The sequence below is a fragment of the Leifsonia lichenia genome, from assembly GCF_054780215.1.
Map to the genome: position 1 here is coordinate 525,209 of NZ_BAAGWT010000001.1, position 16,849 is coordinate 542,057.

General features: G+C 70.1%; 10 protein-coding genes and 1 pseudogene. 3 read left to right on the forward strand and 8 right to left on the reverse strand.

The window, feature by feature from the left end; genetic code table 11:
- Positions 1 to 3: 3 nt before the first annotated feature.
- Positions 4 to 1,545: an arylsulfatase gene (locus tag ACYVGI_RS02500; RefSeq protein ID WP_460631074.1), complete on the reverse strand. Its 1,542-nt coding sequence runs from the start codon at positions 1,543 to 1,545 to the stop codon at positions 4 to 6.
- A 153-nt stretch (positions 1,546 to 1,698) separates the two neighbouring features.
- Entirely contained in the window at positions 1,699 to 2,205 is a 507-nt protein-coding gene (locus ACYVGI_RS02505) for a GyrI-like domain-containing protein (protein ID WP_460631075.1), read from the reverse strand.
- 87 nt (positions 2,206 to 2,292) lie between these two features.
- On the opposite strand from ACYVGI_RS02505, the gene ACYVGI_RS02510 reads away from it, so the two are divergent.
- Both ACYVGI_RS02510 and ACYVGI_RS02515 read left to right on the forward strand, forming a co-directional pair.
- On the forward strand, positions 2,293 to 2,997 hold the full coding sequence (locus tag ACYVGI_RS02510) for a FadR/GntR family transcriptional regulator (RefSeq protein WP_460631076.1): 705 nt from the start codon (positions 2,293 to 2,295) through the stop codon (positions 2,995 to 2,997).
- Positions 2,994 to 4,262, forward strand: a complete 1,269-nt coding sequence (locus tag ACYVGI_RS02515; protein WP_460631077.1) for an MFS transporter — start codon at positions 2,994 to 2,996, stop codon at positions 4,260 to 4,262. Before ACYVGI_RS02510 ends, ACYVGI_RS02515 begins: the two co-directional genes overlap by 4 nt.
- A 42-nt stretch (positions 4,263 to 4,304) precedes the next feature.
- Here ACYVGI_RS02515 and ACYVGI_RS02520 read toward each other — a convergent pair whose 3' ends face one another.
- The 3 genes and pseudogenes from ACYVGI_RS02520 to ACYVGI_RS02530 form a co-directional block, all read right to left on the reverse strand.
- Positions 4,305 to 5,360, reverse strand: coding sequence for an AI-2E family transporter (locus ACYVGI_RS02520; protein WP_460631078.1), 1,056 nt, complete (start codon positions 5,358 to 5,360; stop codon positions 4,305 to 4,307).
- Positions 5,357 to 5,563 (reverse strand): annotated as a pseudogene (locus tag ACYVGI_RS02525) (alkyl sulfatase C-terminal domain-containing protein); the annotation flags it as partial. The pseudogene ACYVGI_RS02525 and the gene ACYVGI_RS02520, both read right to left, overlap by 4 nt.
- 70 nt (positions 5,564 to 5,633) lie before the next feature.
- Complete coding sequence (locus tag ACYVGI_RS02530; protein WP_460631079.1) at positions 5,634 to 12,674, reverse strand: DUF5979 domain-containing protein; 7,041 nt, start codon at positions 12,672 to 12,674, stop codon at positions 5,634 to 5,636.
- Positions 12,675 to 12,870: 196 nt separating this feature from the next.
- On the opposite strand from ACYVGI_RS02530, the gene ACYVGI_RS02535 reads away from it, so the two are divergent.
- Positions 12,871 to 15,198, forward strand: coding sequence for a fibronectin type III domain-containing protein (locus tag ACYVGI_RS02535; RefSeq protein ID WP_460631080.1), 2,328 nt, complete (start codon positions 12,871 to 12,873; stop codon positions 15,196 to 15,198).
- Between the two features lie 15 nt (positions 15,199 to 15,213).
- Here the strand turns inward: ACYVGI_RS02535 and ACYVGI_RS02540 are convergent, their stop codons facing one another.
- From ACYVGI_RS02540 to ACYVGI_RS02550, 3 genes are read right to left on the reverse strand one after another with little or no spacing between them, the layout of a single operon-like run.
- Entirely contained in the window at positions 15,214 to 15,555 is a 342-nt protein-coding gene (locus tag ACYVGI_RS02540; protein ID WP_460631081.1) for a hypothetical protein, read from the reverse strand.
- A complete protein-coding gene (locus ACYVGI_RS02545; protein WP_460631082.1) occupies positions 15,552 to 16,145 on the reverse strand; it encodes a hypothetical protein in 594 nt (197 codons plus the stop codon). The genes ACYVGI_RS02540 and ACYVGI_RS02545 overlap by 4 nt, the downstream gene beginning before the upstream one ends.
- Positions 16,142 to 16,705 carry an RNA polymerase sigma factor gene (locus ACYVGI_RS02550; protein ID WP_460631083.1) on the reverse strand — a complete coding sequence of 188 codons (564 nt, stop codon included), beginning with the start codon at positions 16,703 to 16,705 and terminating at the stop codon, positions 16,142 to 16,144. Before ACYVGI_RS02550 ends, ACYVGI_RS02545 begins: the two co-directional genes overlap by 4 nt.
- Positions 16,706 to 16,849: the final 144 nt, after the last annotated feature.

The following is a 16,849-nucleotide window of genomic DNA, read 5'->3' on the forward strand; positions in this document are numbered from 1 at the left end:
AGCTCAATCCCCTCCAGCGAGGAACGACTGCAGCTTGTCCACTGCCTGGTCGATGCTGAACGTCGCCGGCTTCTGCCGCGGCGGGAATTCCTGGAAGGTGGCCAGGAACTCGGAGATCAGCGTCGTCGCGGCGAAGATCAGGTAGTCGTTGTCGAAGATCCACTCGTAGTAGGTGTTCGAGGTGATGTCCGCGCGTTCGAACGGGTCGGTGCGCAGGTTGAACAGTTTCGGCACCCGCAACGGGATGAACGGCTCGGCCCACACCTGCAGGGTGCCCTGCACGCGCTGCTCCATGAACACGACTTTCCAGTTGTCGAACCGGAGGGCGAGAACGTCGCCGTCGTCGGAGAAGTACACCAGCCCCTTGCGCGGGCTCTTCTCCTCCTCCCCCGTCAGATATGGCAGCAGGTTGTAGCCGTCGATGTGCACCTTGAAGGTCGTGTCGCCGATCGTCTTGCCCGATTTCAGTTCTTCGACAGTCTCGGTGTCCCCGGCCGCCGCGAGGAAGGTGGGCAGCCAATCGTGGTGCTGCACGATCTCGTTCGAGACGACACCGGCCGGGATGTGTCCTGGCCAGCGGATCATCTCCGGCACCCGGAACGCACCCTCCCAGTTCGTGTTCTTCTCACTGCGGAACGGCGTCATGCCGCCATCCGGCCAGGTGTTCATATGCGGGCCGTTGTCGGTCGAGTAGATGACGATGGTGTCGTCTGCGATGCCGAGCTCGTCGAGCTGGTCGAGCAGCGAGCCGACCACCTTGTCGTGGTCGATCATCACGTCGTGGTACTGCGACTGCCACCGCCCCGCCTGCCCGACACTCTCCGGTTTCGGATGCGTGCGGAAGTGCATGTGCGTGGTGTTCATCCACACGAAGAACGGCGTCTCCGCGTCGACGGCCCTGCCGATGAAGTCCTGCGCTGCCGCAGCGAAGTCCTCGTCGATCGTCTCCATCCGCTTCTTGGTCAGCGGCCCGGTGTCCTCGATCCGCTGCCTGCCCCTGCGGCCGTAGCGCCCATCCACCGTGTCGTCGTCCGTGTCGCTCGCCCAGGAGTGGATGACGCCGCGGGGCCTGGCCAGCTCGTTGAACCGGGGGAACTCCTCCCTCGACGGCCAGTTCGGGAGCTCCGGCTCCTCTTCCGCGTTGAGGTGGTAGAGGTTGCCGTAGAACTCGTCGAAACCGTGGACGGTGGGGAGGAACTCGTTCTTGTCCCCGAGGTGGTTCTTGCCGAACTGCCCGGTCGCGTAGCCGTGCGGTTTGAGGACCTGGGCGATGGTCGGGTCCTCCGCCTGCAACCCGAGGTCTGCGCCGGGGATGCCGACCTTGCTGAGACCGGTTCGGAACACGCTCTGCCCGGTGATGAAGGACGACCGCCCGGCGGTGCAGCTCTGTTCGCCGTACGAGTCGGTGAACCGCATCCCTTCTTCGGCGATCCTGTCGATGTTGGGGGTGTGGTACCCCATCAGCCCGTCGCTGTACGCGCTCAGGTTGGTGATCCCGATGTCATCTCCCCAGATGACCAGGATGTTCGGCTTTCCGTTCGGCATCGCAGACCTCCCCATCGCGTCAGCCGAGCACCGCGTCGAACCCGGCCCTTCCGCCCATTCTGGCGGCGTGCACCGCCCCGCGCATACCCCCAACTCAGCTCGGGTTGGACCTCGGACGCCCGGTGACCGAGTCGTCTGTGACGCTGGACCGTGTCATCCGCGGGTGAGGAAGGCGAGCTCGACGACCCACCGCGTCTTCTTCGGCTCCGTGCGGGGGTCTGTCAGGTAGATCTCGCAGCGGGACGCGAAGACTTCGCCACCGGGATGCGGCTGGGTGTCCAGTTCGAGGTCGTGCTCGCGGATCCACGCGTGCAGGAGCTTGTTCGCCGCCATGGATTTCGCGCGATAGGCCAGCACTGCATAGTTGCCGGCCGGGATGACCCCGGCCTGGACCCGGTCGTCGGCGGCGTCGGACTCGCCGGCGACGCCGACCTCGATCTGCATCAGGTCGGACATGTTCACCACGTGGAGGCGCAGGAAGAACGGCCCGGTCGGTTCGATGTCGTGCTCGGCGAGCCAGCCGATCAGCTCCGCGAGCATCCGGTCCCGGTTGGAGAGCATCGTACGGAACGGGACCGTCTCGCGGATGCCGAGGGTCGCGACAGCCGGGCGCACGCTCAGCTCGGGTCCGCTCACGATGTCCAGTTCACCTGCGCTCACGCGATCATCCTCGCACGCGCTTCGGGCGGAATTGCCAACTCGGCAACTTTGTCCGACATTTGGTCATTTGCTGCTAGCGTGGCCGTCATGCCTCGTCTCGCCCCCAACGTTCCGCTCTCGGAACGCATCGCAATCCAACTGCGCCAGCGGATCGCCGAGGGAGAATTCCCTGTCGGCACACTTCTCCCGACCGAGGTCGATCTGGCCACGGAGTTCGACGTCAGCCGCGGCTGCGTGCGCGAGGCGGTGCGTTCGCTCGTGCACGCCGGGATGCTCGGCGCCCGCGCCGGATACGGGACGTTCGTCGTCGCCACGAGCGATCTGGCGCCTGCGCTCGCCCGGCGGCTCGAGCACGACCGCATCGCCGACGTGCTCGAGGTGCGTCTGCTGCTGGAGCGCGAAGGCGCCAGGCTGGCGGCCGCCCGCGCGACGCCGGGCCAGCGAGAGGTGCTGGCCGAGGCGCTCGCGGAGCGTGCAGAGGCTCGGGACACCGGGGATGCGCCCGCGTACGCCGAGGCGGACCGCCGGTTCCACCGCGCGGTGTTCGAGGCCTCGGGCAACGTGCTGCTCGCCGAGCTCTACCGCGGGGCGGGCGGCAACGATCAGGCACTCCTCCACCTGGACTCGCCGGAGGTCGACCTCGCCGCCATCGCCGACGACATCGCCAGGATCGACGCGACACACGTCGAGCTGGTGGCGGCGATCGAGGCGGGAGATCCCGACCGCGCCGCCGACGCTGCAGAGCGGATGGTGCGCGTCGCGCACGCCCAGGCCGAGGAGAACGCCCGATGAGCACCGAGACCCGCCCCACGCCCGCACAGCGGACCGCGCGGACGCCCGCCGCCATCCGGCCGCTGCGCCCCGCCCTCGTCATCGCGGGACTGCTGCTCGTCGCCGGCAACCTGCGCGCGGGCATCACCACCGTCGGCCCCGTGCTCGCCGAGCTGCAGCACGACCTGGGGCTGTCGTCGCTGACCGCGTCGATCCTGATCAGTCTCCCCCTGCTCGCATTCGCGTTCGTTTCGCCGGTCGCTCCGGCCTTCGCGCGTCGACTCGGCCTTGAGCGCGCGCTCGGCGTGGCGCTCGCCGGCCTGGCGGTGGGCCTCGTGGTGCGCTCGCTGCCGGGACTCCCGCTGCTGTGGATCGGCACGGCGCTGCTCGGCGTCGCCATCGCCATCCTGAACGTGGTGCTCCCCGCGCTCGTGAAGCGCGATTTCCCCACCCGCATCGGGCAGGTCACGGGCGCATACTCGGCCGTGCAGGCTTCCTTCGCGGCGATCGCAGCCGGTGCCGCCGTGCCCGTCGCCGCGCTCACGGCGTGGGGCTGGCGCCTCCCGCTCGGGATGTGGGCCGGCCTGGCGCTCATCGCCCTCGCGGTCATGGTGCCCCAGCTCCGCCGCCGCACCGTCGTGCCGCCGACCGAGGACGACGTTGCCCTGCCGGAGCCGCACCACCAGACGCCCTCCGCCCGCCCGGCAGGCGGACGGTCGCCCTGGGGCACCGCCATCGGCTGGCAGGTGACCGCATTCATGGGACTGCAGTCGGTCGGCTTCTACGTGTTCATCACCTGGCTGCCGTCTATGGAGGGCGCGGCCGGGGTGGATGCGGCTGCCGCCGGTGTGCACCAACTGCTGCTGAACGCCTTCGGCATCGGGGGCAGCCTGCTCGCCTCCACGCTCATCCCGCGCTTCCGCGATCAGCGCCTGCTGGCGGTCGCCGGTCCCGCCCTCTTCGCCCTCGCCGCGCTCGGTGTGCTGCTCGCGCCGCAACTGGGCGGCATCTGGGCGAGCATGGCCGGTCTCGCCGGAGGGTCGAGCATCGTGCTCGCTCTCTCGTTCTTCGGCCTGCGCACCCGGCACCACGACCAGGCCGCTGCGCTCTCCGGAATGGCACAGTCCGTCGGCTACGTCCTCGCCGCCGCTGGTCCGATCGCCGCGGGCGCACTGCACGACGCGACAGGCTCGTGGACACCGGCGCTCGCGATCCTCGTCGGACTGCTCGCGGTGCTCGGGGTGTTCGGCTACCTCGCCGGGCGGGCGCGGGTGATCGCCGACTGACCTCATACCCGGTGAGCGCGTGTGCCGTTCCCGTGACGGTTGTCAGGCGGCGTCGTCCGGCTCGACCAGGCGCTCGTCGTCGCCCGTCAACCAACGGGCGAGACGCGCATCCGGTGCTGCTCCCAGCAGGAGGAAGCGGACCAGAAGGCTGAGCGGCACGGCGAGGATCGCGCCGATCGGGCCGAGCAGCACGGTCCACAGCACCACGGAGAAGAAGGTCAGGGTGATACTGAGGCGCACCGTCCTGCTGACGAAACGGGGTTGCACGAGCACCTGCAGCACCACGTTGACCACGCAGTAGATGGCGGCGACGAGCAGGCCGAGGCCCCAGCCGCCGGTCACGACGGCCAGCACGACCGGAGGGATCAGGCCGATCACGAAGCCGACGTTCGGGATGTAGTTGGTCACGAACGCCAGCACCGCCCAGGCGAACGGGGCCGGGATGCCGAGCGCCCACAGGGCCAGGCCGTCGACCACCGCGACGATCAGACCGAAGATCGAGTTCACCAGGTAGTAGCGGCTGGTGCCGTCCGCGAAGTCGCGGAACGTGCGGATGCGCATGGCCTGGGGTCCGGCCACCTCCGGCGGGAGGTCGCGGAAGCGCGCAGCATCCACGGCGAGGTAGATCACGTAGGCGAGCACGAAGAAGATCGCCGAGCCGAGGCCGAGCAGCGACCGGCCGGCGGCGAGCAGCAGCGGCAGCAGGACATCGGGTCGCAGCGCGGAGCCGTCGAGGCCGAGACCGCCGAAGAACGAGGCGACCGCGTCGGAGCTCAGCTTCAGGTCGTCGGCGTAGTCGGTGAGCACGTGCCCGAACTGGGCCATGGCGAGGCCGACGATCACGGCCAGCCCGATCAGCACGGCGTACGCGAGAGCGATGACGACCGTCGTCCCCACCCAGCGCGGCACTCCGCGCCGGTCGAGCGGCCGCCGCACCGGGTGCGCGACGATCACCAGGATGACCCCGAGCAGCAACGGGGCCAGCAGGTCCCGTCCTGCCGAGATCGCCCAGGCTGCGACCCCCGCCGCCGCGAGCGTGAGCAGCACCAGCGTCGGTTGTGCGAGTGCTGCCGCACGCTGCGGCGGACGGTCGGTCATCCGGGAGCCGTGCCGATCAGGGGACGACGATGTTGAAGTGGAGCTGCGCATCCCCTTTTCGGTTCGCGCTCGACGTAGATGAGGACCCCGTTGCGGAGCGTGAGGTGGAAGCTGCGGCCGAGGTCGCTGAACGTGATGTCGAACGACAGGTCGAGCTCCCAGGCCTTCGGGCCGTTCACGGTGATGGCGATGGCGTCGAAGAGCTGCTCTGGGGTGGGGCGCCCGCCAGAGCCTCCTTGGCTGCTGCGATGCTCGGAGCCGGATCATTCTGCTTCATGCGTTGTCCTTTCCAGAGGACTCGGTTGGTGCGGGGCGGCGGCGTCTGGTCACCAGGGCGCCGATTCCGACGAGACCGAGACCGGCGAGCAGCAGCGGCCACACGTCGGTTCCGGTGTCGGAGAGTCCGGATGCGGCAGGGTCGAACGTGTTGGTGACCGTCACATCAACGGTGTCCCCGTCGCCCACCGTGACGGTTCCCACGCTCGCGTCACCGGAGTTCGGGGTGATCGAGGTGGCGTCCGCTCCGCCGTCCGCCGTCTCGGTCAGCTCACAGCTCGCCCCGGTCGGCAGCTCGGCGTACTCCGCGGTCAGGTCGTTCGCCGCCGAGAGCGTGCGGTCGGCTCCGCCGGGGATGACGACCGGGGCCGCGAGTCCGTCCGTCAGTGCCGTGCAGACGAGATGAACGGTGAACGGCCCGCCACCGCGTTCCGTCGCCCCGCCGCCGTCGACCAGCTTGGTCACGCGGATCGACCCGACAGCGAAGGTGTTGACCGCGGTCAGGGTGACGGTCTCGCCTGCGACCACGGTCACCGGCCCCGTCTGGTCTCCGTTCGCATCCAGGATCGTGTGGCCGGTGGCTCCACCCGTGCCGGTCTCGCGCAGCACGCATGACGCGCCGGCCGGAAGCAGCAGGTAGTCCGCCGCATAGCCGTTGGCACTGTCCAGAGTCCGAGACGGGCCGCCGGGGATCGGCACAGCCGCCGGAACACCGTCGACGATGCGCAGACAGGTGAGGACGACGGTGAACGGACCAGAGCCGTACCGGTCGGCGCCCGCTCCGTCGCGCTCCTTGTCGACGTGGATGGCTCCGGCGAGGAACGTGTTGGTCGCCGTCACGGTGACGATGCCGCCGCTGCCGATCGTCACCTCGCCCGGCGAGACCGCCGAGCCGTTCGCGCCGCCCTGGCCCGGCTCCGTCACGTCGCAGACCGAACCGGTCGCGATGTCGCCGATGGTGGACTCGAGCGGCCGGGAGCCGCCGAGCACCACGTTCCCGTTCCACGTCGTGCGGGTGCCGGAGGCGTCGTCCAGGGTGCAGGTGATGTGGAACAGGAAGGGTCCGGCGCCGAAGTCCGGCGCGCCGGCGCCGTCCACCACTTTGAGCAACCGCAGTGAACCGACGTCGTAGCCGTTGGTGACGGTCACCGTGTTGGTCGAGCCGCCCGCGGCGTCGGGTGTCAGCTCGACGGTGGCGCTGTCGCCTGTCGTCGGGCCGGTGGTGCCCTCGGCCGTCGTGGTGGTGACGGACGTCGTGACCGCGCCCATCGCATCCGTCTCCGTCACGACGCAGGAGGCGCCGGCCGGCAGACCGGTCAGGGTCAGCGAGCCGCCGTCGGCGAGGTCGGCTGCCATCGGGTCGGCGGCGCTGTACCCCGTCGCGTAGACGGGCGCGCCCAGGTACGTGCAGTCGACCGTGACGGGGAACGGCCCGTATGGGATGGGGTCGCCGTTCTGGTCGACGGCGGTCGAGTCGACGTGCTTCACGACCACGAGCCCGGCGAGGTCGTAGGTGTTCACGACCGTGATCACCGGCACGGGGTCGCCCTCGGTCGCGACAGTCACGTGGGTCGCGGTGGACGAGGCCTGGCCGGCGTCGTCCTCGACCACGGTGCAGTCGGCGCCCCACGGCAGGTCGTCGACCGTCGTCGGCGTCCCTGGCATCAGGGTGACGGGGATGGGGTCGAGCGTCACGCCGGCAGAGACGCACTGCAGCTCTCCGGTGAAGGTCGCCGGCGCGAAGTCGGCGCCGTCGCCCGTCACCTGTTTCACGATGGAGACCGACCCGGTCGCCAGGGCGACGCCGACCTTGTTGCCCTCCGTCTGCGCGGTGACCGCCGGCACGCCGTTCGGGTTCACCCGCCCGGCCACCCCGACCGTGTTCCACGCGACCGGATCGGTCGTGGCAGCAGGAGGAACCGCGGGAGTGCGCGTCGTCACGTCGATCGAGATGGAGTCGGCAGGGGCGATGGCCGGATCGAAGGCGACGACGAACTTCAGCGCCGTCACCGTCGTGGGGTCCACTCCGGCCGACCACAGCGTCCAGGCGCCGGGCGGGCACGCGACGCCGGTGGTGGAGAGGTCGTCGACGCAGGGGGTCGCATCCGTCGTGTAGTACTCCGTCAGCACGGCTCCTGCCGGTGCCTGCGCGAGGGTGGAGGTTCCGGTGTACGTCGGGCGGAACTCGGAGTTGCGCGGCAGCGGCGTCAGCACGCCGGTGTCGCCCGGCGTCGGCAGCTTGTCGATGGCGATCATCCTGTCCATCGGCAGCGTGCCGGTGTTGACGAGGGTCAGCCGCCAGACCTCCGTGCCGCCCGGCTTCGTGATCGGCACACACGGCCCCGCATAGAAGCCGTCGTCGGAGGGGGTGCAGGTGACACCGGGCACGGTGGTCTCCACCCCGAGCTCCGGGTCCGTCGCGCGCACGGACTTGACGCCGCGCAGCGCTCCCGCGCTCTCCACGGTGACGGTGGTGGTCGCCGTGCACGCCCCCGTCGCCGGGTCGAGCACAGCCGTGCACCCGTCGAACGGGCGATCGCCCGTCACGCCGACGGTGTTTGTGACGTTCGTGCCCGCCGGCAGGCCAGGTCGGAACATCAGGGCGATCGTGATCGTGTACGTCTGTCCGACCTCGAGCACCGTCCCAGGCGGGAACGCGAACTGGATGCGCGCACCGGCCTGGCTGACGCTCGCGGACACCGACGCCGGGTCCGTCGGCATCGCCGGTCCGCTCGGCGGCACGGGGGCCGCTCCGGCGAGCGCGTAGCTGTACGGGCTGCTGGTGGGGTCGGCGAACGGATCGAAGACGAGGAGCGGCCCGTCGGCGTCGGTGGGGAGCTGGTCGGTGATCACCGGGTCGGTCACGGCGATCGCGCCGGTGTTGGTGACGGTGAGCGTGTACGGGATGAGCGCGCCAGGCACCTGCGACCCCGCCGGTGACTTGGTCACGGCGACGGCGCTGGTGGCGTGGACGTACGTCTCGGTGGCCGTTGCCGAGTCCTCGGCGGTGAACGGCGCTCCCCCGTTGTCGAAGGTGCCCTCGGCGAGCGCATCCACCGTGTTGGTGAATGTGCCGGCCGCGGTCTCTCCCGGGGCCGGGCTGTTGGTGGAGAGGTCGCTCGGCACGGGCCCGCCGGAGCGCAGGTCGGCGCGGCGCTGGGCGCTCACGGCGACGTCCTGGCGCGGGACGGGCTCGAAGAGGGAACCGTCCACTCTGGTGAAGACGAACCGGATGCCGTCGACGTCCGCATCCGTCACTCCGGCGGGGAGCGGTGTCGCGTTGGCGTCGGCCTCCGTCTGCCGAACGCCGAGCTCCCAGTGACCGCCGTCCGCCTCGCAGGTGGCGGTCGGGTCGGCCCAGGTGCGATCCACGCAGGCGTCGATCTGGACGCGGTCGATCGGTGCGGTCAGCACGAGCGGTGTCGCGAACCCGCGGAAATCGAAGGCGTTCCAGAAGGTGCCGGACTCGTCGGTGAGCGTGAGACGCCTGGCCCGGATGCTCCCTCCCGGCTCCCCAGAGAGCGCGACGGTCACGGCCGAGTCGTCCGGCTCCGTCTGCTGCGCGGGCGTGATGGTCTTCCCTGCGGTGACGGTCAGCTCGCCGTCGACCAGATCGATCGAATCGCTCGCCCGCACGGTCGGGATGCCGCCCACCGCCCCGCCCTCGTCGCTCACCGTCGCCTCTGCCGTGTTCTGGACGGGCGAGTCCGCCGCCGCCGTCACGGGGCTGCCGTCCGTGCGCATCGTCGCCCGCAGCCGGGTGTCGAAGACCACGACGGACGCCGCGCCCGCATCGATCCGCCCGGAGTGGATCACCCGGATGCCGATGACGTCGGCCAGCTCGGACGCGGTCAGCGCGAGCGCGTCCGCGATGCTGTAGCCGGTCGTCACCGGCGGGCCGTTCTGCGCCACTCTGGTGAGCTCCACCGTGGAGCTCGTGGCGCCGGAGGGCACGGAGACACTCTCGATCGCGACCAGGTCGAAGACGTTGAACGGCGTCGGCGTTCCGCTCGCCGGGTCCTCGATGGCGAGGTTGTCGACGTTCGACGCCGTCGTGTTCGTGCCGGTCAGCGTCACCCGCCCTGACGGGTAGAAGGCCGGGTCCGTGCCGAGCTCCGGCACGCCGAGCGGTCCGCCCTCCCACGACTTGGTGAGCGACGCGTTCAAGGGGACGTCCAGCAGCCGGACGATGTCCTCCGCGGTGTCGGTGACGGTCGTGCCGTCGACGGCGGAGGTGCCCGTCGCCCGCGCGGTGTTGACGATCTCCCCGGGAAGATCGGAGTTGTACACGCGCGTCGCGATCACCGGATCCGGCGTCGTCACCGGCGAGCGGACATCGTCGCGAAGCCGGAAGGTGAGAACGATGCCCCTGGTGTTGCCGGTCGACCTCGCCACACCGGAGCCGACGGGCGGAGCGGTCGGATCGCCGATGGACACCGCTGCCCTGTCGGGGCTCTCGACATAGGTGAGGCGCACTCCGACGGTCGACGCCTGCTCGCCTGCCGTGAGCGTCACGCCGGGGAAGGAGCCGATGCAGGCGGCGGGGCACGGATCGTTCGCCGCGTCGACCCAGCCTGTGCCGTTGTAGAGCTCGACGCCCGTCACCTGGTCGTACTTCAGCAGCGGGTCCTGCGCGGCCGTGATCGCCGGGACGCCGATCAGATCGAAGGCGTTGAACACCGAGAGCGAGACCGGCGTGGTGGTGGGGTCTGCCGCATCCGAGATGACCATGGAGCTCAGGTTGGAGCGACCGCCGGTCGACCAGTTCAGTGTCGCCGTGGTCTGCGCGTCGCTGCGGGCGGTCAGCACCTTGGGGGCCGCCCAGCTCTTGTCGAGGAAGTCGTCACCGCCTGGGAGGCCGCCGGCATGGGTGTTCACCACCGGGCAGGGTGACGGCATCACCGTGTCGGCGGTCTCCCCGCCGACGCCGGTCGCCGACGACTCCGCGCAGTTCTCGATGGTCTCGTCGGTGCCCGTCGCGGGTCCCGATCCGTCGCGCAGCTCATCCCGGAGCGACATCGTCACGTTCGGCTGGACACTCGCGCCAGGGGGGAACCCGTTCGGATCGGTGTAGACGAAGCGCAGTCCCTGAATGTCGTCCTGCAGGTTCGCGGGGATGTCCATCGAGAACGCGGGCGGCGTCGTCGGGCCCTGGATGCCGACAGCACCGGGAAGGTCGACCCACTCTGTTCCGTCCCAGTACTGGATGGTCAGGCTGGCGCCGGCGGGGACGGCCGTCTGCGTGATCGCGGTGGCGTTGAAATGATTCCACCAGTCGGTCTGCGTCGGTGGATCGCCGGGGGGATCTTGCACCACGATGGTCGTCGCATCCACGGTGGATGCCGGACTCGGGCTGGTGCCGGCCGGGAGCTGCACCGTGACGTATTCACCTGGGCTGGACGCGATGTCCGTCGGGCTGATGACCTTGCCGATGGTCGTGGCGAGCCGCTTGGTCAGGATGGTCAGGTCGGCGGTGGCGACGTCGGTCCCTGTCGAGCCGGACGCCGACGTGCCGGTGGCGGTCTGGCTGTTGGTCAGCGTGAGGGAGTCGTTGGTGATGTTCGGGTCGGTGTCCAGCACGAACGGGATGCTCGCGCTCGCGCTCGGCGGCATCTCCCCGGTGAAGGTGACGCTGAAACGGGTGACCGACTTCGACGCATCCGGTGCTGGAATCGTGTCCGTGGTAGTGGACGACAGCGTTTCGTCCGTGCCGTCGGTGTAGTAGTAGTGCACGCTGACGCCGGTCGCGCCCGCCGGCCAGGTCACGTCCCCGGTGAAACCGCCGAACGTGATCCCTGCTGGGAAGCCCCCGGCGAACGGGTCGGCACCGGTCTGGGTCGGCTCGGTGAGGGTGAGCTCGGTGAGCGGGACGGCGCTGTTGTTCGTCGCGCCGATTGTGGCCGTGCTCGGCAGCCCTTCCACCACCGTGGTCGGGTCGAACGACTTGGTCGCGTCGACTGTGACGACGCTCGACTGGATCGTGTAGTCGGCGCTGCTCGTTCCGTTCGCGGTGTCCGTGCCGTGCACGACCGTGCTCTGCACGTCGTTCGAGACCACTGTCGCCGTGGTCAGGTCGGCGACGTCGGGCCGCTGCACGAGCACGACGTCGACCGATCCTGTCGAGCCGGGCGGGATGGGTTCTCCCGTCGAGTTGGTGAAGGTGAACCGGATGCCCTTGATGAGGCTGGGGTCGATGCCCGTCGGCAGTGTCGGTGTCGGTCCCGGGGTGCCGTTCGACCACTCCGTGCCGTTCGAGACGTCCACCTGCACCTGGTCGGCGGGAGGCGGGAAGGTGACGGCGCCGAACGACGAGAACGCGAGGTAGGTGAACGGATTGGGGGTGGCAGTGGGATCGCCGGGGTCGGTGAGCACGATGCTGTCGACGCCCGCGTTCGACGTGTTCGTGCCGCCGAGCGTGACCGTGGTCGTGGTGCCAGGGTCGGCAGGTGCGCCTGTCGGGTCGAAGGACTTGGTGGCCGTGGTCGCGAGGTCGAGCGGGATGTCCGGAGTGACGGTGGCCGTCGAGGTCGCAGGCGCGAGCTGGTTGGTGGCCGTCAGGTCGCCCGTGTTGTCGATGGGCACGCCGCTGTCTTCGTACGGCAGGTCGTCGCGCACCCTGACCGAGATGGTGACGGTGCCGGTGGCGGAGGCCGGCAGCCCGATCGCGCCGGGCGGGTCGTCCAGCGGCGAGTCGAAGACGACCGTCACGGTGTTGCCCGCGACGGTCGGGGTCTGCGCGGAGAGTCCTGCGCCGACCGAAACGCCGACCACTTCGAACTGCGCAGGCACAGTGTCGACGAGGGTCGCGTTGGTGCAGCCGGTTCCCACATCCACTGCGGTGCAGCCGACCTCCAGCGTGTAGCTGAAGGTCTCGCCCGGCGTGACGGTCGTGGCCGACGCCGTCTTGGTCAGGCTGAGCTGGCTCTGCCCCTCGGCGGCTGCAGGCGAGGCGGTGAGCGGCACCATCGCCAGCACGATGAGCGCAGCGAGTGCCCCACTGGTGACCTTCCCCAGGAACGACCGCTTCGCCTTCCGCATCACGCCAACCGACCCCCAAAGTCAGGTATTGCACGCATTTCGCATCCTAGGAGGATTGACGGAATGGCTCTAGGGGCACGATGGCTCAGGATGGTGAGATTCACTCGACATTCCTCTTGATGCCCCCGAACTCCAGGGGTAGCGTCGCAGCGGCGGACACGCTCGGGCCCGCCGCGAGGCGGGGACGGGTGGAGACATGGGCCGGAGTCGGCAGATGGTGGGCGTCGCGGCAGCGATCGCAGGGTTCGCACTGGCGGCGGCCGTGCTCGTAGCCCCTGGAGCGGAGGCGGCGACGGTTCCGCCGATCCTGTCCCTGAAGTACGGCGTCGATCAGGCGTCCCAGCCCGCATACCAGTTCGGGGACAACGGCACGGCGAAGCTGTCGTACGCGACGCTCTCGCAGGGCATCGCGATCTCGACCGGCGCCGTGAACGTCTCGGTGGTCCCGCCGGCGGGGAAGCCCCTCGCGATGGGCGACTACGCGCTCGTCGACACCGGGCAGGAGAGCGGCCCGTCACTGCCGACCGTGCGCCTGGAAGCGAACGGTTCCGGCGCCGGGTTCACCGGCGAGCTCGACATCCGCGATCTCGCCTGGAACAGCATCGGACAGATCTACCGCTTCGATGTGGTGCTCCACGGCCTCGGTGAACTGAGCATGGACGAGCCGCAGCCGGGAGGCGTCGACCTCGGCGCCCGGACGCTCGCCTTCCCCGCGACGCCGATCGGCTTTGCGAGTGCTCCGGCGCAGCAGGCAGAGTGGCTGCACAACACGACGTCGGCCGCGGTGCCGATCGGCGCACCGACGTTCGCCGGCGTCGGGGCGGCCGACTTCGCCGCATCCGGAGGCACCTGCGGGTCGTCGCTGGCTGCCGGCGCCACCTGCTCGTTCAAGGTCGGCTTCTCCCCCAAGGCGCCCGGCCCGCGCACGGCCACGCTGCGCGTTCCGGTCGGCGGCGCCGTCCAATCGGTCGCCCTGAGCGGTGCCGCTGCGCAGGGCACATCGTCGTTCACGACGTCGGGGAACGACCCGATCGACAAGGGCGCGACGCACACATACTCGAACGGGCCGGACATCATCGCCGAGTCGATCGTCAACGGCGGATACGCCTGGACGGCGACCAGCACGAACCCGTCGGTCTTCGGGCAGATCCAGATCCTGCCGACGGGAGGAGGCCCGTCGAACAACGGGCCGCCGCTGACGCTCGGAGTGCACACGACCGGGCCGTGGTCCGGCGCCGTGCCGACGACGCAGTACGGCTTCCGCGCAACCGTCGACAGCACGGGATGCACGGTGATGGACGGCACGATCGACGTGCAGAGCCTCATCACCGACGCGCTCGGGCTCGTGGAGATGGCGAAGATCGCATACTCGGAGCGCTGCGACGACCTGCCGAACCAGAACCCGATGACGGGGACCCTGCTCTGGCAGTACCGGTCGGACACCACGCCGCCCGCCGCGCCGACCGGACTCACCGTCGGGTCGGGCGCGACACCGGCAGTGAGCTGGACGGCGTCGACGTCCGGTGACGTCGGCCACACCATCGTGCGGGTCTCGCCGGGGTCCGCATCCACGGTCGGGGTGCTCAGCGGGATGGCCGTCGCCGACGGAACGGGGACGTCGGCCACGTTGCCCGGCCTGACCCCTGGTCAGTACACGGTCGCCGTCTACGCCGTGGATGCGAGCGGGAACGTCAGCGCCCCGGTGACGAAGACCATCGCAGTCGGCACGGCGCAGACTCCGTACACGGTCCCTGGACCTCCGACGAACGTGGCGGCCGTGTCCCGCGACGGGGGCGGAACCGTGACGTTCTCACCTCCCGTGAGCGACGGCAACCTCCCGATCACCCAGTACCAGGTGCGCAACACGAACACGGGCGCGAGCGTGCTGCTTCCCGCCACCGCGAGAAGCGCGACCGTGACGGGCCTCACGAACGGGTTCCACTACCAGTACGTGGTTTTCGCGATCAACGCCGCGGGCTCGGGCGCGGCAGCGTACGTCACCCTGAGCCCGGTGGCCGGGGCGACCCCGCCGCCGCCTCCCCCGCCTCCCGTCGCGAAGGAGCTCCTGCCCGATCCGGGATTCGAGTCGGGCCCCGGCGGCTGGAAGGCCTTCACGAGCGGAGTCCTGACCCGCGTCGCGTCGCCGGTCCGCAGCGGCGCCGGTGCGCTGGAGATCGCCGCGACCTCCGCGAACGTCGGCCTGGTCGGGATGACCCAGAACACGGTGGTCGGCAACAGCGTGGCAGGGAAGAGCTACACCGCATCCTGCTGGGTGCGGTCGACGGCGGGAACCCTCAGCCTCACCGCGGAACTCCTCGAGTACACGCAGTCCTTCAGCAGCGACGTCCACCTCGGCAAGCAGACGTCCGCCGTGCCGACAGGGGCCTGGACGCACGTGAGCATCACCGGCGTCGCAGCGACCTCCGGCGAACGGATCATCCCGCAGTTCTACTCGACGAACGAGACGACGTCGACAGGGAGGATCGACTACGACGACTGCTCGGTCACCTCGACGGCGCCATGACACCGCTGGCCGCGCTCACGCCCCGATCGTCGCCGCCGTGACGTCGATGACCGCTCCCGCGCGCCCGGACGACGACGCCCACGCGCTGGCGACCTCGTAGACGCGGCGGCACACCTCGGCGGCCGACTCCACGCCGTCCACCCCGATCCGGATGCGGATGCGGTCCCCCGCCACCAGAACGTCCTCCTGCTGCACCGCTCCCGTCGCGATCGCAGAGCCGATCGCGGTGGCCACCTGGGCGAGCGGGGCGGCGGCGGGATACAGCGTGTCGACGCCGGGGACGGCCAGGATGCTGGCGGCGAGAGCGGCCGTCGACTCCTCGGCGGCCGCGCCGTCCGCCTCGCGCGTCTCGCTCATCGTCCGTCCCTTCCCGCGCGTGACTCGCGCACATCGGTGACGACCACATCCACGGAGTCGATCGTCAGCTCGGCGTGCCTGGCGAGTTCGCCGATCACAGCCGCGCGCACCTCGGCCGCGGCGTTCGCCATGGATGCGCCGTAGCGCACCGAGATCTCGAGGTGGACCGCGATCGGCGCCCCCGGCGTCTCCACGTCGCCGTCCAGCCTGCACCGTCCGACGAGCACGCCGTCGATGCCGTCGCCGACGCTGCGGACGAGCGCCCGGACAGCGCCCTCCGTCAGGGCGAGATCGGCGGCGGGGTCGGGGTGCACGACGGGGATGCGGCGGCCGGACTGCACATCCAGCCGGATCCCGGTGAGGATGCGGCCGACCCAGTCGTCGTCCGCCGGCGCGGCCGCGGCCTCCTCGTCGAGGAGGTCTCTCGTGGCGCGGCCGAGACGCTCCAGCGCCGTGAGGGCCGCGCGGCACTCGGGAGAGTCGTCGATCGCGGGATCGGCGGGCGCGCGACCGGCCGCCAGGTAGTCGCTCAGTTCGTCGAGGGTGTGCCCGTCGATCAGCTCGTCGGCGGGGAGCAGCGGATCGGTCATCGCCATTCCTCCATTTCGTCGAGCAGCTTCCTGCGGCCACGGGCCAACTGTCCGCGCACGGTCGACACGGGGACGTCGAGCTCGCGCGCTATGTCGTCGTAACTGTACTGTCCGACCTCGCGCAGCACCCAGCATCTCTTCTGCAGCGGCGGCAACCGGTCCAGCGCACGACCAAGGGCTTCGGTCGCCGTGCGCGCCTCTGCGACCCTGCTCGGCTCGTCGCGGTCGGGAGTCGGCGCATCCAGCTCTGTCACGTCGTCGTGCTCGTGGCGGGCGCGGATCCTGTCGATGCAGCGTCTGCTCAGGATGCGCATCAGCCAGCTCCTGACCGCTGCGCCTTCCTGAAGTTCGCCGAGCCGACGCCACGCGGTGACGAAAGTCTCCTGCACCACGTCGTCCGACTCGTAGGTCGAGCCGAGCATCCTGGCCGCGTACGCCCGCATCAGCGGGCCGTGGCGGCGCACCAGCACCTCGAAGGCGACGGTGTCGCCGTCCGCAGCCCGTCCGGCGAGGGTGTCGTCTGCCGCGTCCCACAGGTCGGACACGCTCGTCCTCGGCACGGCACCCCCCTCGGTTCGACGGTGCGCTTGAGCGACCGCTCGCATCATGTTAGACAGGCGAACAGTATGCCAGGAAAGATTTTCGGAGTTTTCTGCTCCGAAAGCGTGACGAACGGGCGCGGCATCCCGTCCCAGGAGCACGAG

Coding starts and splice junctions, on each gene's coding strand:
- ACYVGI_RS02500 (WP_460631074.1), bottom strand. CDS start 1,545: ATGCCGAACGGAAAGCCGAACATCCTGGTCATCTGGGGAGATGACATC.
- ACYVGI_RS02510 (WP_460631076.1), top strand. CDS start 2,293: ATGCCTCGTCTCGCCCCCAACGTTCCGCTCTCGGAACGCATCGCAATC.
- ACYVGI_RS02515 (WP_460631077.1), top strand. CDS start 2,994: ATGAGCACCGAGACCCGCCCCACGCCCGCACAGCGGACCGCGCGGACG.
- ACYVGI_RS02520 (WP_460631078.1), bottom strand. CDS start 5,360: ATGACCGACCGTCCGCCGCAGCGTGCGGCAGCACTCGCACAACCGACG.
- ACYVGI_RS02530 (WP_460631079.1), bottom strand. CDS start 12,674: ATGCGGAAGGCGAAGCGGTCGTTCCTGGGGAAGGTCACCAGTGGGGCA.
- ACYVGI_RS02535 (WP_460631080.1), top strand. CDS start 12,871: ATGGGCCGGAGTCGGCAGATGGTGGGCGTCGCGGCAGCGATCGCAGGG.
- ACYVGI_RS02540 (WP_460631081.1), bottom strand. CDS start 15,555: ATGAGCGAGACGCGCGAGGCGGACGGCGCGGCCGCCGAGGAGTCGACG.
- ACYVGI_RS02545 (WP_460631082.1), bottom strand. CDS start 16,145: ATGACCGATCCGCTGCTCCCCGCCGACGAGCTGATCGACGGGCACACC.